Below are 24,914 nucleotides of genomic sequence, written 5' to 3'. Positions count from 1 at the left end.
AGATGCCGTCGTGAAAGCCATCAGGGTTTGGCGCAGCCACGCTGTGTCACTTATGGTCACATTAAGTTTGCCCGGTATCGCACTGGGCGAATCGGGCAGCAGTGAGCTGCCGCCACCGCCCACAGCCAGCATCGTTAATCAAGACCAGCACTTTCGTTTAGCCTTAGTGATCAACCGGTTCGATACCGGCAAATTGAGTGCTGTTATCCTACGCAACGGTCATTTTTATATTTCATCGTCAGAGCTCATTGGCCTTGGCCTGCCTGCGGATAAATTTCCTGCGCCAGAAACAGATTTAACCGCTGACACAAATATCGAGACGCACTATGACAGCGAAGGTCAGCGTCTGTTACTCCAAGTACCCACTGATTGGCTGCCCAACCAATCGGTATTCACCGGTAATCCAACCCAGCAAACTCAAGCCGTTGCCGGCAGCGGTGCGCTATTCAACTATGACGTTTACACCAGTCGAACATCAGGAGCGGCAACCCTTTCATCGGCATGGAACGAATTCCGTATTTTTACCCCTGCTGCAACGCTGTCCAGCACCGGTATTTTGCGTAAAAGCTTTGGGGGCAACGGTAGCGACGTTGATGAAGGTTATCGACGCTATGACACCACCTTAAGTGGGGTAAACGAAGCGCATGCTTTCAGTTGGCAAGCGGGGGACCTCATCACCGGAGCACTCAGTTGGAGTAACAGCGTACGATTAGGCGGTATCACCGTCGGCCGTGATTTCTCCGTTCGGCCCGACATCATTACCTATCCGCTTCCTGCTTTTAATGGGCAAACAGCGGTGCCCACCACGGCGGATATCTTCATTAACGGCTATCAGTCGGCCAGCACTAATCTTGAGCCAGGGCCGTTCACGCTTACCAACCTGCCTTATGTTAACGGTGCGGGAGAAGCGGTGTTAGTCACTACTGATGCGCTGGGCCGTCGCGTCTCCACCACTCAGCCTTTTTACGTCGCCAGCACCTTATTAAAACCGGGGCTTTCTGACGCGTCACTGTCGCTTGGCGCAATACGCCGCGATTACGGTGAAAAAGATTTCTCCTACGGAAGCGCCGCCGCCAGTGGCTCCTATCGTTACGGTATAAACGATTACCTCACGCTGGAAACTCACGCTGAAGGTGCATCAGAATTAGCACTCGGCGGGCTCGGCTCATTGGTTAAACTGGGCTATCTGGGCGTGCTCAATACCTCGGTAACCACCAGCACCATGTATGGCAAACGCGGAAATCAATATGATTGGGGATACCAATACAGCAATTCGCGTTTCAATATTGGCACTCAGCACAGCCGCCGCGATAAAAACTTTGGCAACCTCGCGCTGTATGACGAACCACAGAGCAATTCCGACCAGTCCTCATATTCACTGAGCAAAAGCAGCGATCAATACTCGGCGGCAATTTCACTAGACCAGCTCGGCAGCTTTGGTTTGGCCTACTTTGATATTCAAAGCTTTGCGGGCGACCGTACCCGACTGCTGAACCTGTCGTGGAATAAAAGTTTATGGGGCAACAGCACCGTTTACGTATCAGCCAGCCGCGATCCCTCGCAGCAAGATTGGGCATTGGCGCTATCGATTCAAATTCCATTCAACGCCTTTGACAACGTCAGCGTTACCACGCAGCGCAATGCGACGGGCGAAAATCAGCAAACCATCGCCTATGACCACGCGATGCCAAGCGACGGTGGATTTAAGTGGAATCTGGCCTACGCCAACCAGTCACAGCAAAGCAACTATCAGCAGGCCACGCTCGGCTGGCGCAATGAACATGTTCAGCTGCAAGGCGGCGTTTATGGCCCATCGGATAATTATACCCAATGGGGAGAGATGATGGGCGCGGTGGTGTATATGGACAACACGCTGCTTACGGCTAACCAGATCAACGACTCCTTTGTGATCGTCAGCACCGATGGCTACCCCAATATTGGCGTCAATTTTGAAAACCAACCTAAAGGCACCACGAACCGTCAGGGATACATGCTGGTGCCGGGTGTCTCCTCGTTTTACCCATCAAAATTCAGCATCGACACCTTAAGTTTACCGGCTGATATTTACGCCGATACCACGGAGCAACGCATTTCTGTACGCCGAAACAGCGGTTACGTGGTGCATTTCCCGGTTCGCGAACGCCGTGCTGCCAGCGTGATCTTGCACGATCAAACCGGAGCCGCGATCCCTCTGTCGAGTACCGTATCGCAGCAGGGAAAACCAGACACCTACGTCGGCTGGGATGGATTGGCCTATCTGGAAAATCTGGATCGTCAAAACACATTGCGCATACGCACACCCAATGGGCAAAACTGTACTGTTAATTTCAGTCTACCCGACCAACATTCACAAAAGCTGAGTACCTATGGGCCATTTGTCTGCCAACTTAGCGCCACTGCGGAGAACCAGTAACATGAGGATCTTGCTCACCGTTATGACCACTTTAGTTGCTAGTTTCTTTTTCTCTCCCACTGCGCATGCTCTTTGTACGCTCACAAAGCCTGTGATAGTGAATTATGGCACTCAAAGCTCTGTCGTGGTCAACGCCACGTCCCAATCGCAGACGATAAATATTCAATTAACCTGCACCACGGTGCTAAACATCGCAGCGCCGGGATTTATCAACGTCAACTTTGCCAGCGCAACGCCCGCAAACACGCCACGAGCGTTGCTAACCAGCGGCACCACAACGGATACCATTCCCGTTCAACTAAACTGCATTCCACGAACGTGTACGCCGGCTAAGGAAATTCAAGTTGCCGATACAGCCGCAGTTTCCAGCGCAACGCTGCTAACACTGTTAAGCAATACCCAGTATAACCTCCCATTTACCATCCAGACTGTCATTGGCCAGTCAGTGGCTGCTGGAACCTATACCGCGTCCCTCAATCTTAATATCAGCTGGAGTATTTGTACCGTCGGCGCAATTGGTATCTGCGCAATCCCCGATCCCGGTTCTGATACCCTGTCTATCCCGATCACCCTTATCGTCGCCAACGACTGCGCCACCATTACCGCGCCCGATATCAATTTCGGCAGTGCGCCAGTGGCGGGTAGCTTTAGCACCCAATCAGGAACTATCACCTTAGTTTGCACCAAGAGCGCAACCTATACCGTGGGAATAAGTGATGGGCAAAATGCCAGCGGTGGCGTACGCAATATGCTTAATGGCGTAGCAAATTTACTCAGCTACGATATCTATCAGTCAACCAGCAATAACCGCTGGGGATCGGTCGGCAGCCAGCGCTGGAGCAGCACTGCAGCCACCACCACCAGCCCTGACACCATGACCAAAACCTATAATTACACGGCTAAAATATTTCCTACCCAGAACACGCCACCAGCCGGCGTTTACAACGATACGCTAATCGTCGACGTGGCCTTTTAAAGCGTGATCGTTCACTCCTGCAAAACCCAAACGCTGACGCTCCCCGCCGATACGGGGAACTCAGCGCTGGCATCATCACCTGCGGTAACCACATCGGCATGGTTGCCGAGAAAATCATAAAACTGCCGCCCGGCCAAACCCTCTGCCAGTTGCACATGCTTAGATGCCACATCGCCATTGGTCATGATCACCACACAGCCCGGGGCTTCCTCGGTGCCGTCGCGCACAAACGCCACGCACTGCGGCGCGTCAAAATAATCGTGCTGCGCGCCGTTGGCAAAACGCTGGCGTGCTTCAATCAATTTTTCAAGCTCAGGAATAACGGGCATGATGATTTCATAATCCTCACCGTCATCGCCTTTATCGGTATAGGTCGCACCAAACAGATCGGGATAAAAAACGCAGGGCACGCCCTGTTCGCGCAGCAGAATTAACGCATACGCCAATGGCTTAAACCACGGTTCCACCGGCGCCTCCAGCGACTGCAACGGCTGAGTATCATGGTTCGCCACCAGCGTTACCGTATTCTCAGGCGCACTCGCCACCAGCGTGTCAGCAAACAGCGTGGAAAGATCGTAATCACTGCCCGATTTAGACGCATGATGAAATTTGGTATGCAGAACAGAATCAAACAGCATCAGTTTGTTTTCTGTTTCTTGCAGATAGTTCTGCAGCGCAGCAACCTCCGGTGACCAATATTCCGCCACGGTAAATAATTCGCGGCCAGAATGCTCACGCAGATGATCGAGCCATTGAGAATAAAACCACGCGGGAATATGCTTCACCGCGTCTAGACGAAATCCATCGCAGGGTACGGAATCCAATAACCAACGCCCCCAGAATTTTAATTCCTCGTTAACCGCCTCATTACGGAATTCAATATCGGCCCCCATGAGATAATCATAATTGCCGTTTTCTTTATCAACATCATCGCTCCAGCCCTCTTCGCCGAAATCGTTCATGATCTTGAAAATGCCGTTTTCATTCGGGTCTTCAATATAGTCCACGCCGCTAAAACAGCGATAATCCCAAACAAACTCAGAGTATTTCCCCTGTCGCCCGGGAAATACGAAACGCGTGTAGGCTAATGCTTCAAAAGAGCTATCGTCGATATCATTGCGGTTATGCTCTTCAACGCGGCGCACATGCACGCGCTCTTTCTCATCCGCCCCCAGTTTGTGATTCAACACGGCGTCAAACAGCACCTGCAGACCGTGCGCTTGCAAACACTGCGCCGCATGTTCTAATCCAGCCCTATCACCGTATTTAGTTGGCACGCTCCCTTTCTGGTCGAACTCGCCGAGATCGAAGAGATCATAAGAGTCATACCCCACAGAGTAGCCGCCGCTGGCCCCCTTATACGCAGGTGGAAGCCAAACGTGGCTTATCCCCAATCGAGAAAGAGACTCGGCTTTATCAGCCACCTCGGGCCACAATTTCCCGCCGTCCGGGTAATACCAGTGAAAGAACTGAAACAGCGTGGTTTTTTTCATCGTGAGTCATCCCTAAAAAGGCCGAACCATAAGCATGGATGAAAAATCCACACTCAACCAAAAATATTCACAGAAAGCATCTAACGACGTGCCACGGTTCGGTTTTCTCTCTGACGGTAGGTTGTATATTTCATTGAGGTATTTTATTAAATAAAAGAAAAATACATTCATTTTAAATATGAATTAAAAACATAATTACTGAGTTGGAATAACTCTACCGCGCTATATTTGTTTTTTAGAAAAAATAACTCATATCCGCACAACTGCATAAAACAAAAATAATAAAAGCCTTTAATGTTCGCGTACTTATTACTTCACCATTAGATTAATAATAAAATTATACCTAATTATTATTAATTCAAGCCAAGCCATGAATAAAACAAATAAAAAAAGCCCGTCTATTATTCCAAGCCACTCGCTATTACGTGCCAGTTTGCTTATCGCTGTATCTTTAGCCATCGGCGGCTGCGCGATGATCCACTCAGATAAAGCACCGCTGCCGCAAACCGACCTCAGCCAAATACACATCAACGATGCCCCCGCTGGGGCACGGCGCGCATGGCCTGGAAGCCACTGGTGGCAAAATTATCATAACCCTCAGCTCAACCAACTGGTTGAGCAAGCGCTTGCCGACTCCCCCACGCTTGCCGTGGTTCGTCAACGCGTAGAAATAGCCAAAGCGCAAACCGATCGAGCACGCGCCGATGATTTACCCATCGTGAATTTCGGTGCCGACGTTGAACGCCAGAAAATGTCGGCTGAAGGTGTGATGGGGCCTTTTGCCCTTGACGATCCGGCCACCGGCACCACGGGACCGTGGTATACCAACGGCACCTTTGGTTTGCAGGCCAGCTACGATCTGGATTTATGGGGGAAAAATCGCGCTCAGGTCCAATCTGCTCTCGGCGTTTACAAAGCACGACAGGCGGAACTGGCTGAGAGTGAACTGCTGGTTTCCTCCGCCGTAACCCAAATCTATTGGGATATTCAAACCGTTAAAGCACTGCAGGCCACGCTCATTGAGGTCAAAGCGCAAGAGGCCATCATCGCCGATACGGATCGCAAGCTTTACGACCAAGGCATTATCTCTTCGCTCGAACAGACCGAGACCGAAACGCAATTTACCAAAATCGATGAACAAATCGATGCATCGCGCGGCAATTTGCTCTTGTTACGGGCAAATTTGCAGGCGCTTGTCGGGCTAAAAACGCCGTTACCGGCGCTTAAAACGGTGCCGTTACCTGACGTCATTAGCACCCTACCGCAGAATTTAAGCTACGAATTACTGGCTCGCCGCCCCGATTTGCAAGCCGCGCACTGGTATATCGACGCGTCATTAAGCCAAGTCGATGCAGCCAAAGCCGCGTTTTATCCGAATATCAACCTGATGGGGTTCTTACAGAACGATGCGCTACACCTCAGCGATCTGTTTCGTGGTTCCGCCCAGCAAATGGGCGGCATATTCGGCTTAACGCTACCTATTTTCGATGGTGGACGCCTTAACGCCAATCTCAGCATTGTACAAAGCGACAGCAACCTGAATATCGCCAGCTACAACAAAGCGGTAGTGAATGCCATTACTGATGTCACCAAGGGCATTACTCAGCTACAAACCCTCGCCGCCCAAAGTGCCCACCAAACCGAAGTGGTGACCGGAGACCAAAAAATCTGGTCGCTCACCCAAATGCGCTTTCAAGCTGGCGTCATCAGCGGGGTTAACGTGGCAAAAGCCAAGCTGCCGCTGCTGGCAGAGCAAACCAAGCAGATCGAACTGCACGGCCGTTGGATAGACGCAGACATCAACCTCATCAAATCACTCGGCGGTGGATACCGAGCCGAAGCCACATCGCGCAAGTCATAAGCAAACACGTCATCAATAAATAGCGGCAACAAAGTCTCTCTTTGCTGCCGCGTATTCGCCCCGTTGCTACCTCACATGTAAACGGGTTCACAAAATGATTCACAAAACGCCTACTATTTTCTCTATAATTAACGAATAGTTATCATAAAAATGCCTAAATGAGATCCTTTGTACATGCTGAAAATGCTAAAAACCTACGCGCTGTTGGTTATGTTGCTAACAACGCCGCTCATGAGCCATGCCGCTAGCAGCAGTACACAGCAGGTTACAGCGAGTACGCATGTAGACAGCGGCGTCTTGCAGAAAAAACTTGATACCATCAAACAACAGGTTGCTAACGCCCAGCACGAAAAACTACTCGGTCAACTCAACAGTGAAACGCTACAACTGGCTGAAGAGGCCGACGCCAAGGCCGCCGAGCTCACCCCAGAAATCGCACAAATACAGGCTCAGCTTGACGTACTCGGCCCCAAATCCGCCGATGAAACGCCAGTGGTTACCCAGCAAAGAACAGCGCTGAACCGCACTAAAACCCAGCTAGATAAACAAATTGAACAAGTTAATACGGTAAAAACCAATGCCGCTAATCTCTCCACCCAAATTAATAACCTGCGCCGCTCGGCGTTAAAATCTCAGATCGCGCTTAATTCAGGCACCATTCTGGGACAAAGCTTTTGGTCTCCGATTCTTTCATCACAGAATCACGATCTAGATAAGTTCAGCGATTTTAATCAACAGCTAGCCAACGCTTGGGACAACGCTTGGCAACCCGGCTGGAAAGCAGGATCGGTGTTTTATATCTTGCTGGCGCTGGCCTTTGGCGTCTTCAGCCATGCCGTGTTGGATAAACCGGTCAGCGCCATGATGCAACGGTGGTTACCCGAAGGGCGCCTACGCCGTAGCGTACTCGCCTTCAGCACCACCGTACTCACCGCCGTGATGCTCGGTACTAGCGCCCACTTCCTGTGCTATCTGTTCATTCGCTTGCCCGACACGTCGCCGATGCTGCTCGAATTTGCGCACACGCTGGTGCGGTTAACCATCTTTTCTAGCCTGATTGCCGGACTGGGTAGCGCATTATTATCCAATCGCCATCCCTCTTGGCGGTTGCCAAACATTTCCGATAACGCGGCCAAAGCCTTAGCGCCTTTTCCGGTCCTTATTGCTACCGCCGTTTTTATTTTCAGCATTCTTGAACAACTCAATAATCTGGTGGGCGCCAGCATCGCCGCCACGGTCTTTTGCAGCGGATTATTATCACTGCTGGTGGCGCTGATTGCGATTTTCATGGCGGTACGCGTCACCCGACTGCGCCACGGACGAAGCACCAATAACGAACAGCCGAGCGCACGTTCGGCGCTGGCCGGATTCATTCATCTGGCGATCAGCGCCACGTCGTTTGCCATTATTATCGCCCTGCTCACAGGCTACATTCTGCTGGCCCGCTTCCTCACCTATGAACTGATCTGGGTATGGCTGGTGTTGGCCTGCTTGTATCTGCTGATTCATCTGATGACTGACCTATGCGAAAGCATATTCACACCCAGCAACCCGTCAGGAAAAATACTCAAAAACACGCTCAGCCTAAGCGACCGCCATCTCTCGCTAGCCGCTACGCTGTTCGCCGCGGTTGGCAAAACGATGTTGGTACTGTTTGCGGTGACCGCGCTGCTGAGCGGAACCTACGGTTCGACCACGCCGCTCGCCCTGCTACAAAAAGTCGTCGAAATTTGGCGCGGCAAAGGGTTAGGCGGCGTCACGATTATCCCAGCACACGCCCTCAATGCCGTGCTGTGCTTGGTTATTGGCTGGTACATTCTACGCACCGCGCGCCGTTGGCTAGATAACGATTTCCTGCCAAAAACCATGATGGACCGCGGCATGCGTGCCTCATTAGTGACGTTGTTCACCAACGTCGGCTACGTGCTGATTATCTTACTCACGCTCTCTACGCTGGGCATTGAGTGGAATAAGCTGGCGTGGATCGTCAGTGCCCTCTCGGTCGGTATCGGTTTTGGTTTGCAGGAGATCGTAAAAAACTTTATCTCCGGCCTGATTTTGCTCACCGAGCGTCCGGTCAAAGTTGGTGATTTAATCAGTATCAGCGGCGTTGAGGGCGATATTCGCCGCATCAACGTCCGTGCCACCGAAATCCAGCTCAGCGATCGTTCCACCGTAATTGTGCCCAACTCCCAGTTGATTTCACAAAACGTTCGCAATGCCACCATGGGTAATGCGCAAGGCGTGGTGACGATTGCGCTCACCTTCCCGTTGGATATCGATCCTGAGCAAACGCGCACGCTGCTGCTCGACGCCTATCACCAGCATGTTGCCATACAGCCGGCGCCCGCGCCGTCGGTGAGCTTCAAAGAATTGGGGCCAAACGGCATTGTGCTCAGCGTCACGGGCTATGTGGCGAGCCCTCGCGTGGTGAGCGGTACCAAGAGTGATTTACTGTATGAGATTTTGAAAAGACTCAGAGCGGCAGGCATCAGTCTGAGTCAAAGCCAGACGATGGTAATTGAAAGAGCGCCATCTGCGGCGCTAACAGAAGAGTAAAAACCACGGGCAACACCGAAAAAAGGCGTTGCCCGCTGAAAACCTACAACGACCTCGGTTCCATCATCAGCAACATATAACGACTTTGCAGCTGTTTAAAACGGTTATCGATCTGCCGAACCAACGCCGGAGAAACTGTTCCGGCGTTTTGCTGTTCAGATAACTGCCGCAGCAGCTCCTCCAACGGCGGTGATTTCACCAGCGGCTGTTGAATAGCAAAAATCGACGATTTCAACTCCGAAACGGTCATATATTTCCCCCGCTGCTCGTCTAATCCATTGAGCTTATTGGCCAGCTGTTGCAAACGGGTTTGCGCCAAATGCCAATCATCAAGCGTATCACTGGCCGCCGCCTGCGCGTTCAAATTGAGCAGCCATCCGGCAGCCAGCTGATCGACCGCCGGCGTTTGCGGCCACAGCGTTTGCGCCTGCTTAACCAGCTGAGAAGCATAGTTCAGCGACCAAAGCGCGGGTAATGAATTAATATTTTCCAACTGCTTTTGCGTTGCCGCCACCATGTCATTGGTCAACGTAGGCAGCTTCTCGGCTTTCTCGGTGCGCAGCGTATTCATCTGCGCAGGCGATAACGGCTGCGGTAACGGTTCTACCGTGGCTAACAACAGATTACGCACGGGCTCCTGATGCCATGCATTCCAGCTCCATAACCCCGCACTGCCCACCAGCGCCATGCAAATTAATCCGGTTGCAAAACCAAGCCAGTGGCTTTTCTGAATACCGCTTGCGGTGTTTTCCACCCGCATGATCACCGGCTTTGCCTCGGCCTGAACCACGTACACCAGCGGTGAATCATCCCGCATTTCAGGCCCAGCAATCGACATCGACGGTCGCGCCGCCAGCGTGCTTCCGCCCTGTATCGCATTATCGCCGTCTAAACTTTCCAACCGAAGCGCGGTGTTATGCATCAGATGATATAACCCATCTAACTGGCTAAGATGCTTCAGCTCCAAACGCGCCAGCACTTCGCTCAGGTGTTCCAGCAGCGTTTCGGTGCGATAAATAATCGGCAAGTCACCATACTTAAACACATAGCCACGCAGCAGTTGCTGCAGGCGCGTGGCGAGCCAACCCAGAATTTCCATGCGCGCATGGGTTTGCGCGGGCCAAAACACCGGCCACTGATGCGTCAATAATCCATCGACAAGCACCAACCCCTCTTCAATGCCCGCCAATCCCGCACGATGCGCGCGTGCCAGCGTATAATAAGCGGTCGTTTGCAGCTCAACCCCGTTTTGGCGAAAAAGTCCCAGACACAGCTGTTCCACTTTTTGCCAATCGACGTCAGGACGCGCAGGGTGTGTAAGCTTACTCAGCTCATCGCGCAGTGCGGTAAATTCGCTCAGCGTGCGCGGATCGCCGCCGGTACGTAAATGTTGTTCGGAGAAAGAAGCCATGCGTAAGTGAAGCTCCGTAAAAAGAAAGAAAAACTAAGCGGAAACAAACTGCTGCTGTTTGAGATGGCGCACCAACACTTTACCCTCGGGTGCAAACTCCGTGCCGAAGCGCACCAGACCCAGTTCTTTTAACTGAGCCTCGAGGGTGTATTCCAAATGACCGCTGCGCGTTTGGGGCAGCAGCGTAATCGACAGGCTTTCAAGGCGCGGTTCATACTTTAATAACGTCGCCGACAGCAGCGAAAGCAGCCCATGCGCTGAGCCCGGCATGCCTTGTAGGATCTGGCTCATATCGGGCAGACCATAGTCGGGCAAATGCGCCAAGGTACCAGCGCGGCTATTAAGAATGCGCTGCATGTTATCGAGCACCGATAAAATCACCTGGTCACGCTCGCTCACCCGCTGCAAATCCAGCTCGCCGCCAAAGTTCAGCGTCAGCATTTCATACAATGAAGGATTTTGAGAGGTCATGGCCTAATCCTTCACCGGTTTAAGGCTAAGGGCGTTATTTCTCAGCTCGATAATTCGTGGATCATCGGGCAACAAATCCTCGCGGTCGATAACCAACCGCCAGCTATTTTTCTGCATATCCGGCATACGGAATAACCCAACAACCGCCACAAACTTGGCGTCTTTTTCCATCGGCATATTCAACGACGCGCCGGTGCCCGGTTTCACCACCACTTCACGCTCGCTGAGCAAATCCGCTTTAAGGCTTGCATCGCCGTCTACCAGCAGGCTTTGATAATCCAGCTGTTCGAACGCTTTGCTATCACGCAATTGATAAACCCGTACCAGCGTCGGCACCGACAGCGCACTCATATCCTTCGCGTCGGTGTTAAGCGCCTCGCGGGCGCTGAAATCCAGATGCAGCGTTTTTATCTTTTTGTAAAATATCGATTTAGTCACCGATGCTGTACCGTCTGCGACGCTCTGCGTCAAGCCGCAACCCGCGAGCAACAACACGGACAACGCCATCGCTGTCGCCTGCAATGTACGGGGCTTAGAAGCGAAAATTGACATGCTTAACCTCTCTGTTCGCCGTATTCGGCTGTAATCCTTGATAATGCCCCAAGTTAACCGTGATCTCGTTGGGTAACGCTAAAGCCGCAGGAGCGACGGCATGCAGGCCTAACAAACCGGTTAAACCAAGCTGAATCGGCGTTTTACCGAGTACCGGCGGCGGCAACATGGTGGTCGGCAGCACCAGCTTCAGCCGTGCATTGCAGCGCCATCCTAGATAAACCCGCAGTAAAACCATCAAATCGGTATGCAGTTGCCCCCCCGGCAGCCAGCCTTTCGCCTCGTTCAAATCCGTGGTGTGCAGCGTGAGCAACAGTTGGGTGTTCACATCGGTACCGGTTGCGCCCAATACGGCACGCTGCGACAAATTAACCCGCTGCGTTTGCCCCAGTCCGGCCGGCTGTTTGAGCACAATTTGCTGGCGATCGTGCGGCGTGACCACCGCCGTGGTTTTCGGCGCCAGCAGTCTCACTAACGCCATCACCCCTTCGGCGGTGCGCGTGGGTAAGCGCATCACGCTCAGCAGCGCCAAAAACCGCGATACCGGCGTGGCAATATGTGAAGAGGTACCGGGTATCCCCAAACCAATCAGCCCCAATAGGCACTGCGAGGTTTCATCCGTTCCGCCCGTTTGAAACGTGGCCGGATAGGAATACTTGCGCCAAATACGATAAAACTGAGTAAAAATGCGGTGATTGAAGATATCCAGAAACGCTTCCAGCGCCTCATGTCCTTCTCGCCTCTGCGCAATATCGTCGAGGTATGAAGTCGGCAGCGGTGAATCAACGCCGTATAGCCCCAAAAACGTAGTACGCACCGTCGGTGGACGCTCGGGATGAAACTCGTCACTTTCCAGCGATTTCAATTCACTGACGGGAAATCCCATACCGGGATGAGGACGAAAACGCACCGGATCGTCATGCGGGCTGGCGGTACTGCCCAGCGCCGGTCTTTCAGGCGCTACCCGCTCCAGCAGCTGACAAAAGCGATAGACGTTAACCTCCGACATGCGCCCTTGCAGCGCCGCCATTAGCCCGGAATGCGCTGACTTTGATTCTCTTTCCATTGCAGACATTTCCCTGAAGGTTGCAGTATCAACGTAAGCTGGTTAAACAGATGAATATCGGCATACAGCGCAAAGAAGCGGCTGAGCATTTCACCAAACAGGCTGATATCCCCCTCGCCGGAAAAACCATTGCTGTCCAGCGTGACCTCAATATCCACGCCGCGCAGCAAAAAGCCCTTCTCAAAGCGCTGGATCAGATGATGTTTCACGTCAACAATCGCCGCTAAGCGACGGCGGTTAAGTTCATCGCCCGTCCAGTCATACAGCGAAAGCGTGCCGCGCAGCACTTCGGCGTTATCCATCATCGGCAGGAAGTTCGAACCAAGGTGGCTTAATACCCGCCAGTGAAAACGATCGCGCGTCGGCGGATAGCACGGCATGGTTGGCGCGCACAGATTTCGCACCGACAGTTTGGTTTGTGTCGACTGCACCACCGTATCCAACAGCGTGCTTTGCAGCGCCTTACGCGGCAGTTGACCGTTGGTACCGGTCAGGCTCAGCGACAGGTTTTCTTCCGCGAGCAGCTTATCGCTGTCGAACGCTTCGCCGCCGAGGATCAGCCACGTATCGTGCAGCCCAGAAGCACCGCGTTTCACTCGGGTATGGAAATAACGCTCCGGCGCGTCGTAGCGCATCATGCCGCCTTTATGTCGGAAGCTGCTGAAAGGCACGTAGGTTTGATGTCCGGTGTGTTTCGACGAGACCACGCTGTCGACCGAATAGATCTCAGTGTGTCCATCCTGCAAGCGCATCGGACGCAGCAAATAGTCGGTCTCCAGCGGCGAAAGGCGCAGCGGGTCAGCCTCTAGCGGGAAGAGATTAATCACCGGAACACAGTGCAAACGCAGGTTTTCAGCGTCAAACGGCATGTCGTACGGCCACAGCTCGTTCAGCACAACCTCGATCTCAAACCACGGCAATTCAGCAGGCAGTTCAAGCTGATCCAGCCCGTTCAATCCCACAAACATGAATTTCTGCCGGAAGGTGAAAAACTCCAACAACAGCTGATAGCCGCTAAAGGCACTTTCCCCTTTCGGCCACAGACCGTCCTGCTCGCCAAACCCCAGCGGCGAAAAATAGCCGTCGATACGCTGACGCTCGGCCCGTTCCGGTAAACGCAGGTACATGGCCTGTGTTTGCAGCGTTAACGCCTGATGCAGCGCGCTCGCCACCGGACTATCCGCGTTCAAATAAAGCGGTACACGGCTAAGATCGACTTGCGCCCAGTCGGCCAGTTCGCTGCATTCAAAGCGGAAACGGATCACCGAACGACCGTCCGGCTCAGTGCTCAGCCCCACCTGAGATAAATTCAACGGCAGCAGATCGAGATCCTGCGTGGTGCTATAGCGACAGCGGGTTTTCTGCTGCCCCACCGGCTGCGACATCACCTCAAAACCGCGAGCCACGCGCTCGCTGTGTTTCATCTGCGACCAGTCCGGCGAGAGCTCCACGATAGAAAGCGACGGAATTGTGCGCAAATAATGCGGCCACAGCAGACTCACTAACCCTTCGGTGAGTTCTGGCAAATCGTCATCCAGCTTTTCGCGCAGTCGCCCCATCAAGAAGGCAAAGCCTTCAAACAGACGTTCCACGTAGGGATCGCGCGCGCCCACCTTATCCAGATTAAGCATGGCCGCGCGGTCAGGATGCGCTTCGGCAAATTCTTTACCTGCTTCACGCAGATAGCGCATTTCTGCTTCAAAATAGCGCAGAGTTAAATCATCCATGCGAATTGTGTTCTCATGAGAAAGGTTAAAAAATAGGGGGAGGTAAAACCAAAATCAGGCCATTGTCTGCGGCAGTATCAGCCACACAGCACGGCGGCTCTCACCGGATCGATGTTCACCAGCCCGGCTAACAAGGTTTCCATACGCCGTGCCAGCGCCGCTTTATCGCTATCATTGCGCTGCGATTTCAACCGTAGCAGTTTCAGCAGACGGGCTTTCACCTCGAAACTCAGCGCCGGCTCCCATTCCGCTAGCGTCAGCTGGGACGGGTTAATATCCAGCTCGGTTAACAGATGCAGCGCCATCTCATTTTTACCGTACTGCTCAGCAATACGCGCCATCAACAGCCGCAACAACCAGCGATTACGCGGGGTATGGATACCCGAGCGGGTGCTTAGCCACGTCAGCGCGGCTTCAACGCCATCGCTATCGGCCTGTGCCAACGCTTCACCTTCCAGCGCCAACACGTCGTCGTCGCCCTGCGGCTGAGTCGACGCCGGCGGCGCAGCCCACTGCTCTTGATTGCCGCTCACATGCTGAGTGATCCAATCGCGGGTCACCTCATCGGCAAACGGTGTACCGTCGTTGTAGGTCATCTCTTCCAAACCCGGCAACCGCTCTAAAAACATGCCCAAATCGCGTTTCACGATATCGCCCCACGCGTCATAAGGATGGCCTTGTTTGCTCAGGCTTTGGCAGGCATACCACTGCAAATCGAGCCAAAAATGATTCACGCCTTCGGCATACATACGCTCAACCTGTTCCAGCAACTCATTCCAACTTTGTTGCATATATAGGCGTTTAAGCTGGGCGCGGTTGTCGGCCCGCGGCGGCGTTAAGCGCGTATTCCCCGAGGCATCCTGCGGCGGCAACTGATGCACCGTATCCCAACGCAGGCTTTTCATCAGCCGACTGCTCGACAGCCAGCCCTGCGGCTGATCGCGCAGGTAACGCGCCAGTTCTCGCGCCTGATCGAGCAAATCACGTCCTGATTGGATCTGCTTGAGCGTGGGTAAGCCCAGCGTCGATCCCGCCTCTTCCTTTTGCCCCGCTGGCGCGCTGTTCTGCGGCACCACGGCGTCTAAACCACCCGCCTGCGCTAAACGTGCATCCAGCGCCGAATAAAGCCCGCCGAGCGATGGACGCTCCTCCTCTGGCCACACCTGCATTGCGCTGTCCAACAGCGCCAACGCGGCCACCGTGCGCTCCACGTCGGCTTTCACCACTTCCGGATAACGCGACAGGCTATCCAGCACTTTGCTGCTGGTCAGCCACTCCATCGCCACCTTGCGGCTATGCGCACGCAGCGGTAACACCGTATCGCTAAAGCGAGACACCACGCCCGCCAGCAGCGTTAAGCCATCGGCAAGCCCGGTTTCTCCATCGCGATGCAGCCGCGCCCAAAGATAATAGGTCGCCACCCGCACGTCTTTGCACACGGCGGTCAACAGCTTTTCGGCTAACTGACAGATAAGATCGGTATCAGCGCCCGACAGGCGGTTAACCTCTTCACGCATGCGCTGAAAATCATCGTCGTAGCCCGGGTCTTCCCCCGCAGGCGCATCGGCGCTAATCGGTAACAGCCATTTGTCCCACAGCGCCACCTGCTCGCCCGCCAATGCCAAAGCATCGCGCCCGTTCATGCTGGCGGCGATTAATCCCTGTAGCATTATTCATTCTCCAGCATAGAGTTATAATTTTACGTCGGTAAGTTAACTTAATATTCGATAACGAAAGGTCGTGTATTTTTGATGGGGTTTAACATGCAACTGCAAAAGGGTCTAAATAAAAAATGTGCTATTTATAAAACTGGCGATTTTACATACTTTAAATTTAATCTTTACGTTCAAGAGTTTTCATTTTCCTTGCCCGCATTTTATCAATACAACGATGCGATTTATCCATTCCCAACATCCAAAGGGCTATAGACTTTGGATTATCGGCCGCACTCATATCGAACGGATCGTTTGGGTCTATAACACAAGCAGCCTCAACTTCTGGTGTCCAAAAAGGACGTCTGCTGGTATACATAGCAAAAACTCGCCCAGGCCAAGCAATAAGAGCCAACACCATCATTATGGGCATAACGACAAGTGGCGCTCCGTAATACACCGTTAATGCATACCAATAGCCGAAAAAAATCCCCTCACGTTTCTTTTCCACCGGTGGACAAAGTTTAATAATGTCAGCAACAGCCTCGGGGCCTTCTTCCATATAACGACGTATAAATTCCCAATAACGATGCAGCGCAACATGATTTGAGGCCGAGGCTGCCAAATTAAATGTTTTCATTACGGTTTTTCCATCTTGGTCGAGAATGTGACCGCGAATATCGTAATTTTTTCTTTTTGTGTATTTATGCGCTAAAACATCCCCCGTTGTAAAAAATATATCATCCCATTTTACGCTGTATATCTCACTCTCTAAACTAAAGACATGCACCAACTTATTTTTACGATCAAAACGAATTGGGTAATGAGTCCTAACAAAGCATTCTTTTTTTAACATAAAAAAGGAAACTAATAGAAATATTAAAAAACCGCCTCCAGCAATAAAACTAAAAACATAATAAACTGTTCCATTATTAAATCCATGCATGACAATATCTATTATTGCCTCCCCCCAAAAAGCAAAGATTGCCCATATCGATAATATAAACATACTCAACATCACACTGGTCAATATTCCCTTGAATTGATAATATTTATCGACTAACTCCATATAGCCAGAAGTTAAGCGGATGACCGACAAATCATCCGCGATACGTTGGCTATTTAAATCAAGAACTACACCTTGCTTAAGTTGGTGATCTCGTTCATCTTGAGTGAGTGTCTGCTCTATGCGCCATTTATAATTAATAATTAAACCATCGTAATCCATCTCAGTGGACGCCCCTTACTAATAATAGTTAGGAAAAATAAAAAATGAAATTATGGTTAAATTTAAAGCACTTATATTAAATGGAGGAGTGCCTTACTTTAATCCAGTCTCAAACCATTACCACCCCTAATTAAAACAGACTACCAACGAACTATAAAAGCAGCTAACAGCCCAAGGTACACTTTATTAAATAATAGCCATTTCAACATATAGAATACATACACCCCTATTTAATCTTCTGTTTAAAAATAGGCTTTAGTCTATAAGTAATTAATAGTAATAGTAGTAATTAACCGTACATTCCCTATCCGGCCAATCCGGCTCATTTTGCTTCGAAGGCATCTCTTTAGACTTTAGTTTTTTCTTCGTTATTTTAATTAAGTCCACTTCTGTCGGCTCCTTGAAGCCTAAAGCCTCAAATATCAATCCAGCTAGGACATAATTCTGTTTCGGGTTTTTTCTTTCCAATCTATCGCTAATAAAATAAATTATTGGCTCAGCGACAATCCAAAATAACACCATATACATCAGTATTCTTAAGGTTAGGGCGCCATTCCAAGCTAGCGGAATGAAAAAGAGAAGAATAATAAATGAGATAACAAACCTGACATACAACCTACAACTTTTAATATAACCATCTAGTCCCTGATCACAGTTGGGTGTGACACTGATAGTTCTTCTATCTGGATGAGTAACAGCATAAATTACGTACTCCCCATTTTTTTCCATTGCGGCCATTTCGACATAATCGCCGACTTGAATATTAGTTTTCCCTAGCCAGCCATAAAATAGCTTTCCGTTTATCTTGCCACGGATAAAATCACAATAGCTTCTCATTCTTATAGAACTTTGGGATGTCACTGCAGAACCTGCGGCATTACCAATCATAGCCAAAAGCAAGGCACCTACCTGTTCATTCTCTTCATGCTTAGCAAATGCTTCCGGATCATATTCTCGCTCTTGAAAATAGCCAACGACTTTCATAACATCAATTTCCTCCACAATACCAGCCACCTTCACCAATCGTTTTCGCGGAGGTAGTTCTGGTGCTGGAGGCGCAGTGGCGAGCAATGCATCCACATCAGGTATATCTTTATTTAACAAACTTTCAATCTGCGCTTCAATTTCCTCACGTTCTTCTGGCACCCGCTCAATTCTTTTATTTTTAACTACAATTTCAGTTTCGATATCTTCTCGGCGTGAAGCAATTTCTTCAAAGTCGATATACTCATCAACATTTCTATGGCGGATCATGCTAGTATTAATCCTAAAAATAATTATGATTTAAGAATCAATAATAATAATTATAATTTATGGTACATTGTTTATCAGGCCAAATGGGGTCATTTCTCTTTGCAGGTATCTCTTCAAACTTTATTTTTTCCTTCGTAATTTTAATTAAGTCTACTTCTGTCGGATTTTTGAAGCCTAAAGTATCAAATATTAATCCTGCAAGAACATAATTTTTTTTAGGGTTTTTTCTTTCTAGCTTAGAACTAATAAAATACATTATTGGCTCCAAAACCCAATACACAATAAAAGAAATAAATAGTATTGGCAATGTCAATCCTCCTGCTATTGCTAGTGGAACCAATATTATTAATGCAACTATAAAGTTAAAAACTCTCACATAGAGCCTAGTGCTTTTTATATATGCATCTAACCCCTGGTCACACCTAGGTGTTACACTAATGGTTCTTCTTTCAGGATGGGCAATAGCATATATTACATACCCTCCATCTTTTTCCATTGCGGCCATTTCAACATAATCACCGACTTGAATATTGGTTTTCCCTAACCAACCGTAAAAGGGCTTACCATTTATCCTTCCGCGGACGAAATCACAGTAGCTTTTCGATCTTACAGAACTTTGTGATGTTACCGCAGAACCTGCAGTATTACCGATCATAGCTAAGATCAAGGCACCTACCTGTTCATTCTCTTCATGCTTAGCAAATGCTTCCGGATCATATTCTCGCTCTTGAAAATAGCCAACGACTTTCATAACATCAATTTCCTCCACAATACCAACTACCTTCATCAATGGCTTTCGGGGAGGCAACTCTGGAGCTGGGGGTCTAGTGGCAATTAAGGCCTCAACCGCTGGAATGTCTTCTTTTAATATTTTTTCAATCTGTGCTTCAATTTCTTTGCGCTCTTCTGGTGCTCTTTTAATTCTTTTTTTCTTTACACCAATATCAATATGTAGTCCACTAAGTTGTAATTCTAAATCGTCGAAATTAATATAATCATCAAACTCCTTATTAAACCTCATAATATTAATCCTATTGACTCTTCAAGTCTTGCTGATTGATCTTCATATATGCTATTTCGTTCACTTTGAGAAACTATCATAAAAGTGCTTTTTAAATTATTATCAGACTCGCTTCCAAACACGCCAGAACGACACCACTTCTGTAAATCATTATCTGTAAAAATAGCGATATATTGTTCAATAGCAAATATTAAAAACATGACTTCCCAACTTCCCGGCGCCGCAACGGTAATATTACCGTCTTTCATAGAAATAGATGCCACGCCACATTCCAAACGCAATTATGTCTTTGCCGTAATAACCACTGAATCCTCTTGGCTAGCAATACTCTTTCGAGGAGGCAACCATGGAGCAAGGGGTCTAGTGGCAATTAAACCCTCAACCACTCGAATGTCTTATTTTAATATTTTTTCGATCTATACTTCAATTTCTTTACGCTCTTCTGGCACTCTTTTAATTCTTTTTTTACGCCAATATAAATATGCAGTCCACTAAGTTGTAACTCCAAATCTTCGAAGTTAATATAATTAGCAAATTTCCTACCAAGACTCATGCTAGTGCTTATCCTAAAAATACTCATATTTTAAAAATCAGTAGTAGTAATAATAATTGACGGTACACGCCCTGTCCGGCCAAGTGGGATCATTTTTCTTAATCATAATATTCTTAGACTTCAATTTTTTCTTAGTAATTTTAATTAAGTCCACTTCTGTCGGGTTCTTGAAACCTAAAGCCTCAAATATCAACCCCGCTAGGACATAATTCTGTTTCGGGTTTTTTCTTTCCAATCTATCACTAATAAAATAGATTATTGGTTCAGCTAGAACCCCAAATAATCCAATATACATCAGCATTCTTAATGTTAGGTCGCCATGCCAAGCTAATGGTATTAAAAATAGAAGGATAAAAAAAATGATAATAAACTGCAAATACAGTCGACAACTTCTAATGTAGCCATTTAGTCCCTGATCACAGTTGGGTGTGACACTGATAGTTCTTCTATCCGGATGAGTTACAGCATAAATTACATATTCCTCATTTTTTTCCATTGCGGCCATTTCGACATAATCACCAGCTTGAATATAGGTTTTTCCTAACCAACCGTAAAAGGGCTTACCATTAATCCTACCGCGGACGAAATCACAGTAGCTTTTCACTCTTACAGAACTTTGTGATGTTACCGCAGAACCTGCAGTATTACCGATCATAGCTAAAACCAAGGCACCGACCTGTTCACTCTCTTCATGCTTTGCAAATGCTTCCGGATCATATTCTCGCTCTTGAAAATAACCCACAACCTTAATGATACTAATTTCATCTATAATACCACTAAGCTTAATCAAAGAACTTGTTGGTGGTAATATGGGTTTGACTGGCTCATTTTCTAAAATTGCTTCAAGTTCAGCAATTCTATTTTCACAGTCTTTAATTTCAGATTGAAGTTTTTTTTGACAACTTGGATATTCACAAATCATCTCATTGCTGACATCTATTTTTATTTTCAATGATAAATATTGATTTTTTAAACTATCATAATCAGTAAACTCATCGAAATATCTATTTTTACTCATAAACAGCTCAAATTATATCTTCAATTTTTTATTGCGGCTCACACTTTAAGTCACGATCCTTTCTAGTTTCTAGTAAGCTAGTGTTTTCTAGTCGCGAATTTTGATCATAACCAAACACACTATTCCGGCGCTATACTTGCAAGTTACTATCAATAAAAACAGCAATATATTCCTCCATAAAATATCGATTGGTAAATAACCTCTACTTTTAGGATCTGCTTTATATACTGGCTTGTCTGGACTTTGAGTGGCTTTCACTGGAGATGTTTTATAATAGTCAGGGTCTTACCAATCTTTCCCCAAAAACATATCGTAAAAATCCAGAAGACTAGATGGATGAAAATAATCTGACATCAGCAATAAAATTTCTAACCTTGTTCCTATTCGATTTTACGTGAGTAGTCTTCTCTATCATCTTCACGAGCTGTATTTATTCTTTTTCTATTCTCCACCTGACAAACACCACTCTAAATTACTCCTCCCCCAACACGCTGTTATTACTGACCATCGCGTCTGACGCGCCCGCGTTCACCACAAAAATTTTGCTCGGCAAACTAAACCCACGCAGTTTAAGCAATGCCAGCGGGCCGCTGCCCAGTTGAGTGCGCAGGATCCACGACAGCGTGAGGCCGTCCGGCGTATCCAGCGCTAAGCGATAGCTGCTTTCATCCAGCTTGGTGACTTTGGCTTTTTCTAGCCAATGGATTAGCCCCCAACTGCCCTGATAGTCGCCGAACAGGCGAGCGCCGCCGTTAACGCTGGTCCACGTCAGCATCACGCCCGGCTGGTAGGTGGCGCCCGGCCAATTGAAACTCTGCCAGCTTTCCATTTGGTTGAAATAGCGCAGACGTTGGCCGTCAATAGCCAGATTGGTTTCCACCACGTTGCGGGCAGGCTGGGCGCGCAGCTCAAAGTGCACGCCTTGGCTGCCGTCGGTGAACAGCACGTCTGCCAGCTGGCTTAGCTGGTTGATGGCCTGTAAAAACTCAGGATTAAACTGAAGCCCCTGACTGTTGATTTGATCCGGCACCCACGTGTTGCCCTCTTTGTGCAGCACGCCCGCCAGCTGACGCGTGAGGAACTGTTCGATTCGCCCAGAGTTCGCGCGAATAAACTGGCCAAGCATCGGCAGAGAAGCGTCGTTACCACTATTGGCAAACGGATAGCGTCCAGCAAAGGCGCTGTTCCAGTTCGCCACAATCGAGGTTTGCCATTGGGTATTTAGGCTGGCGGCAGAAGGTTGCAGCACCGTTTGCCAAGCCTGAGTCAGCGGCTGCACAAACATTTCACGGCCAAAACCGCTCCACTCTTCGCCCAGACTGGCCGCCATCAGGCTGCCGTAATCCTGCGTTTCCGTCAGATCGACCGTTTTACCTTGAAACACCGTCTGCGCCATTTGCTGCGTCATCTGCTGCGGATCGGACGCGTTCGCCACCTGTTGCAGCTTCAGTCGCACCCGCGTAACGCGAGTTAAAAAGGTTTGTAGGCTCAGCGAACTATCAGCATTCATCACGCCGTTCGTGGTAGCGCCCTTGCCCATCAACGAAAGCAAAGGCCCGAAGGTGCTATCCAGCGGCCCCGTCGGCCCGCTGACGCGCTGATCGATCACCGGCGCTTTCTCTTTATGCAGCAGGTTTTGCGCCGATTTCATTAACGAATCCGATAGCGCTTCGCCGCGCTGTCCGGTTTGCCCCTGATAAGCCAACGTATTCAGCAACGCAATCAGCGGAGACTGGCGCACATCGCTCATCAGAGTAAGTTGGTCGGTCACATCAGATAAATTCTGCGCTTTCTTCCAGTGCAGGCTGTTTAAGAAATCCAGCCACGCGCCGCTGAAATCGGTGAAGTAACGCTCGGTGAGGCGCGCTTTGAGCGCGTCAGGAGAGACATCCGCCGAAGCGGGATGTTTGTTATCGCTCAGCACCCAGTCGATCTCTTCACGCCGCGACGACACCGCATCGTCGATGGCTTTCTGCACCTGACCGTCCCACGCCTGGCGCGTAAACATCCCCGGCACCACCTGATCGGTGGTAAACAGCGACTGCGCATCGGTATCACCCACCATCTGCGCCAGCCCCATATCCGCGTAGTTTTGCGCGACGGACTGCAACATGTTTTGATACAGCGTGGCTTCGGCGTTACGCTGCCCAATCTGATTGAGCAACACCTGCCGAACCTGCGCCACCAGCGCGGTATCAGGCTTAATCCGCCACTCAGGATGAGCGGGTAGATTTTCGGCATAAAACGTCCACAGGCTTGGCGCAATTCCCCGCCACAGGCCAGGGGCAACGCCGGTGCGCGTTGGCTCATTGGCGCTCAGCACGCGGGTAAGAAATTCGGCATCGGCTTTGTCTGGATTCGCCATCATCAAATAGGCTTTCAGGCTGTCGTATCCGGCGCGTGCCAGCTTGGCGCGCTTAGGGCTATCGGGCGGCAGCGCGGCCATTTCACTCAGGTTACGATGCAGCTCGGCGGCGGCCTGCTCGCGAATCAACCGCAGACTGGCCGCGTCGTAATGTGGCCACAGCGCGCCTTCTAGCGCGTCATTTTGGCTTAATCCAAACTGTTGATACCACGGCACCGTATGCGCGGCCCGATACTGCAGCTGACCGAGCGTATTGCCAAACAGCTGTAGCGCAACCAGCTGTTCCATCGGTTTAGCATTGGATTTATTCAGCAAATCAACCTGATCGCGCACCGTGGCAATCTGTGAACGATTGGTGAAAAACGACAGAATACTGCCCGCGAACCACAGCAGCGCCAGCGCCATCACGGCATAATAAGCGCTCTGCTCCCAAGAGAACCCGACCCGACGGCCACGCACTGCGCGATCGTTCAACACGCCCTGCCAAGCCGCATCCGGCAGCCAGCCGTGCTGAGCAACGCCGGATTTGGCCGCCAGCGGCAAACTGAACATTAGCCCACGCAGCGACAGCGCCGACGCATATTCGCGCAGCATCGGCGTTAGCGCCTGCTGCCAATGAGCGATGCCCTTACGCTCTAAACGATTTGCCAAACGTAATAAAAAGTCATGGCTGTTTTTCAACAACACCTGCGTCATACCGCGCTGACGCAGCGGCGCGACCAGCTTCTGTAAACTGGCGGCCAGTTTCTCCGGCGAGTTTTTCTCGGGGAACAAACACCCCACCGGCTGGGTAATCCGGTCGTCCTGCTGCCACGCGCTGTCACACACCTGCCACAGATAAACCGGTGCCTGCTGCTTTAAAATCTGCCCACGTTTTTGCAGCTGACGGCAGCCCTGATCGATAACGCCAGCCTGCGCGCTCTGCTGCTCATTCATCACCCACACCACGCCATCCAACGGACGGCGACGGCGCAGCTTACGCAGCCCCAACAGCCACGCCTCATCCGGCTCCGCCTGCACACCACCGCCCCACAGCAATAATGTGCCCTGCCCCTCCAGCCATTGCTGGGTGGTTAACCCCGGCGCGATAGCTTCCGCCGCCGTGTTTTCGCCAACGACTAGCAGGATGCGAATTTTATTGCGCCATAGGAGGCCGTGGCGGGCGCGGAGGTGGGTGATGAGTTGCACCCAATCACCCTCTTTTTTTGTCTCTACACTTTTTTTCGTTTTTATATCTGACAAAACACGCGAACGGGCAAGCTTATCCCAAATAAAAATAAACAAGGGACAAAAC

At 50.0% G+C, this 24,914-nt stretch carries 17 protein-coding genes; 4 read left to right on the top strand and 13 right to left on the bottom strand.

Annotated features, from left to right (window positions below; genetic code table 11):
* Positions 1-10: 10 nt before the first annotated feature.
* A complete protein-coding gene (locus AB3Y96_RS08745; protein ID WP_367298979.1) occupies positions 11-2,413 on the top strand; it encodes a fimbria/pilus outer membrane usher protein in 2,403 nt (800 codons plus the stop codon).
* Positions 2,367-3,389: a spore coat U domain-containing protein gene (locus tag AB3Y96_RS08740; protein ID WP_367298978.1), complete on the top strand. Its 1,023-nt coding sequence runs from the start codon at positions 2,367-2,369 to the stop codon at positions 3,387-3,389. Before AB3Y96_RS08745 ends, AB3Y96_RS08740 begins: the two co-directional genes overlap by 47 nt.
* 11 nt (positions 3,390-3,400) lie before the next feature.
* On the opposite strand, the gene amyA is transcribed toward AB3Y96_RS08740, so the two are convergent.
* On the bottom strand, positions 3,401-4,882 hold the full coding sequence (amyA, locus tag AB3Y96_RS08735) for an alpha-amylase (RefSeq protein WP_367298977.1): 1,482 nt from the start codon (positions 4,880-4,882) through the stop codon (positions 3,401-3,403).
* Positions 4,883-5,252: 370 nt separating this feature from the next.
* Between amyA and AB3Y96_RS08730 the strand changes: the two genes are divergently transcribed.
* A complete protein-coding gene (locus AB3Y96_RS08730) occupies positions 5,253-6,743 on the top strand; it encodes an efflux transporter outer membrane subunit (RefSeq protein WP_367298976.1) in 1,491 nt (496 codons plus the stop codon).
* A 174-nt stretch (positions 6,744-6,917) separates the two neighbouring features.
* Positions 6,918-9,302, top strand: a complete 2,385-nt coding sequence (locus AB3Y96_RS08725) for a DUF3772 domain-containing protein (protein ID WP_367298975.1) — start codon at positions 6,918-6,920, stop codon at positions 9,300-9,302.
* Positions 9,303-9,345: 43 nt separating this feature from the next.
* On the opposite strand, the gene AB3Y96_RS08720 is transcribed toward AB3Y96_RS08725, so the two are convergent.
* The 12 genes from AB3Y96_RS08720 to AB3Y96_RS08665 form a co-directional block, all read right to left on the bottom strand.
* The gene (locus AB3Y96_RS08720; RefSeq protein ID WP_072307345.1) at positions 9,346-10,713 is read right to left on the bottom strand and encodes a VasL domain-containing protein; all 1,368 of its coding nucleotides are present in this window, start codon (positions 10,711-10,713) and stop codon (positions 9,346-9,348) included.
* A 33-nt stretch (positions 10,714-10,746) separates the two neighbouring features.
* On the bottom strand, positions 10,747-11,184 hold the full coding sequence (gene tssE / locus AB3Y96_RS08715; RefSeq protein WP_040045974.1) for a type VI secretion system baseplate subunit TssE: 438 nt from the start codon (positions 11,182-11,184) through the stop codon (positions 10,747-10,749).
* A gap of 3 nt (positions 11,185-11,187) precedes the next feature.
* Entirely contained in the window at positions 11,188-11,736 is a 549-nt protein-coding gene (gene tssJ, locus AB3Y96_RS08710) for a type VI secretion system lipoprotein TssJ (RefSeq protein ID WP_072307344.1), read from the bottom strand.
* Positions 11,717-12,802: a type VI secretion system baseplate subunit TssG gene (tssG, locus tag AB3Y96_RS08705; RefSeq protein ID WP_367298974.1), complete on the bottom strand. Its 1,086-nt coding sequence runs from the start codon at positions 12,800-12,802 to the stop codon at positions 11,717-11,719. The genes tssJ and tssG overlap by 20 nt, the downstream gene beginning before the upstream one ends.
* Positions 12,766-14,529 (bottom strand): type VI secretion system baseplate subunit TssF, encoded by a 1,764-nt coding sequence (gene tssF / locus AB3Y96_RS08700; protein WP_367298973.1) that lies wholly within the window; start codon positions 14,527-14,529, stop codon positions 12,766-12,768. Before tssF ends, tssG begins: the two co-directional genes overlap by 37 nt.
* A gap of 77 nt (positions 14,530-14,606) precedes the next feature.
* Positions 14,607-16,199: a type VI secretion system protein TssA gene (tssA, locus tag AB3Y96_RS08695; RefSeq protein WP_072307341.1), complete on the bottom strand. Its 1,593-nt coding sequence runs from the start codon at positions 16,197-16,199 to the stop codon at positions 14,607-14,609.
* A 163-nt stretch (positions 16,200-16,362) separates the two neighbouring features.
* A complete protein-coding gene (locus AB3Y96_RS08690; protein ID WP_367298972.1) occupies positions 16,363-17,409 on the bottom strand; it encodes a DUF6708 domain-containing protein in 1,047 nt (348 codons plus the stop codon).
* Between the two features lie 270 nt (positions 17,410-17,679).
* Positions 17,680-18,663: a putative type VI secretion system effector gene (locus AB3Y96_RS08685; protein WP_367298971.1), complete on the bottom strand. Its 984-nt coding sequence runs from the start codon at positions 18,661-18,663 to the stop codon at positions 17,680-17,682.
* A 37-nt stretch (positions 18,664-18,700) separates the two neighbouring features.
* On the bottom strand, positions 18,701-19,684 hold the full coding sequence (locus AB3Y96_RS08680) for a putative type VI secretion system effector (RefSeq protein WP_367298970.1): 984 nt from the start codon (positions 19,682-19,684) through the stop codon (positions 18,701-18,703).
* Entirely contained in the window at positions 19,681-19,947 is a 267-nt protein-coding gene (locus tag AB3Y96_RS08675) for a hypothetical protein (RefSeq protein ID WP_367298969.1), read from the bottom strand. The genes AB3Y96_RS08680 and AB3Y96_RS08675 overlap by 4 nt, the downstream gene beginning before the upstream one ends.
* A gap of 327 nt (positions 19,948-20,274) precedes the next feature.
* Positions 20,275-21,255 (bottom strand): putative type VI secretion system effector, encoded by a 981-nt coding sequence (locus tag AB3Y96_RS08670; RefSeq protein WP_367298968.1) that lies wholly within the window; start codon positions 21,253-21,255, stop codon positions 20,275-20,277.
* Between the two features lie 472 nt (positions 21,256-21,727).
* Positions 21,728-24,808, bottom strand: coding sequence for an ImcF-related family protein (locus AB3Y96_RS08665; protein ID WP_367298967.1), 3,081 nt, complete (start codon positions 24,806-24,808; stop codon positions 21,728-21,730).
* Positions 24,809-24,914: the final 106 nt, after the last annotated feature.

Origin of the sequence: Hafnia alvei, from assembly GCF_964063325.1 — a bacterium.
GTDB lineage: Bacteria > Pseudomonadota > Gammaproteobacteria > Enterobacterales > Enterobacteriaceae > Hafnia > Hafnia alvei_B.
This window is presented reverse-complemented; position numbering and strand designations above follow the sequence as displayed.

What these genes read in the sequence shown, in the direction of transcription:
- AB3Y96_RS08740 (WP_367298978.1), top strand. Translation starts at nt 2,367, where the DNA reads ATGGGCCATTTGTCTGCCAACTTAGCGCCACTGCGGAGAACCAGTAAC.
- AB3Y96_RS08670 (WP_367298968.1), bottom strand. Translation starts at nt 21,255, where the DNA reads ATGAGTAAAAATAGATATTTCGATGAGTTTACTGATTATGATAGTTTA.
- amyA (WP_367298977.1), bottom strand. Translation starts at nt 4,882, where the DNA reads ATGAAAAAAACCACGCTGTTTCAGTTCTTTCACTGGTATTACCCGGAC.
- AB3Y96_RS08730 (WP_367298976.1), top strand. Translation starts at nt 5,253, where the DNA reads ATGAATAAAACAAATAAAAAAAGCCCGTCTATTATTCCAAGCCACTCG.
- tssJ (WP_072307344.1), bottom strand. Translation starts at nt 11,736, where the DNA reads ATGTCAATTTTCGCTTCTAAGCCCCGTACATTGCAGGCGACAGCGATG.
- tssA (WP_072307341.1), bottom strand. Translation starts at nt 16,199, where the DNA reads ATGCTACAGGGATTAATCGCCGCCAGCATGAACGGGCGCGATGCTTTG.
- tssF (WP_367298973.1), bottom strand. Translation starts at nt 14,529, where the DNA reads ATGGATGATTTAACTCTGCGCTATTTTGAAGCAGAAATGCGCTATCTG.
- tssE (WP_040045974.1), bottom strand. Translation starts at nt 11,184, where the DNA reads ATGACCTCTCAAAATCCTTCATTGTATGAAATGCTGACGCTGAACTTT.
- AB3Y96_RS08720 (WP_072307345.1), bottom strand. Translation starts at nt 10,713, where the DNA reads ATGGCTTCTTTCTCCGAACAACATTTACGTACCGGCGGCGATCCGCGC.
- AB3Y96_RS08725 (WP_367298975.1), top strand. Translation starts at nt 6,918, where the DNA reads ATGCTGAAAATGCTAAAAACCTACGCGCTGTTGGTTATGTTGCTAACA.
- tssG (WP_367298974.1), bottom strand. Translation starts at nt 12,802, where the DNA reads ATGGAAAGAGAATCAAAGTCAGCGCATTCCGGGCTAATGGCGGCGCTG.
- AB3Y96_RS08690 (WP_367298972.1), bottom strand. Translation starts at nt 17,409, where the DNA reads ATGGATTACGATGGTTTAATTATTAATTATAAATGGCGCATAGAGCAG.
- AB3Y96_RS08680 (WP_367298970.1), bottom strand. Translation starts at nt 19,684, where the DNA reads ATGAGGTTTAATAAGGAGTTTGATGATTATATTAATTTCGACGATTTA.
- AB3Y96_RS08685 (WP_367298971.1), bottom strand. Translation starts at nt 18,663, where the DNA reads ATGATCCGCCATAGAAATGTTGATGAGTATATCGACTTTGAAGAAATT.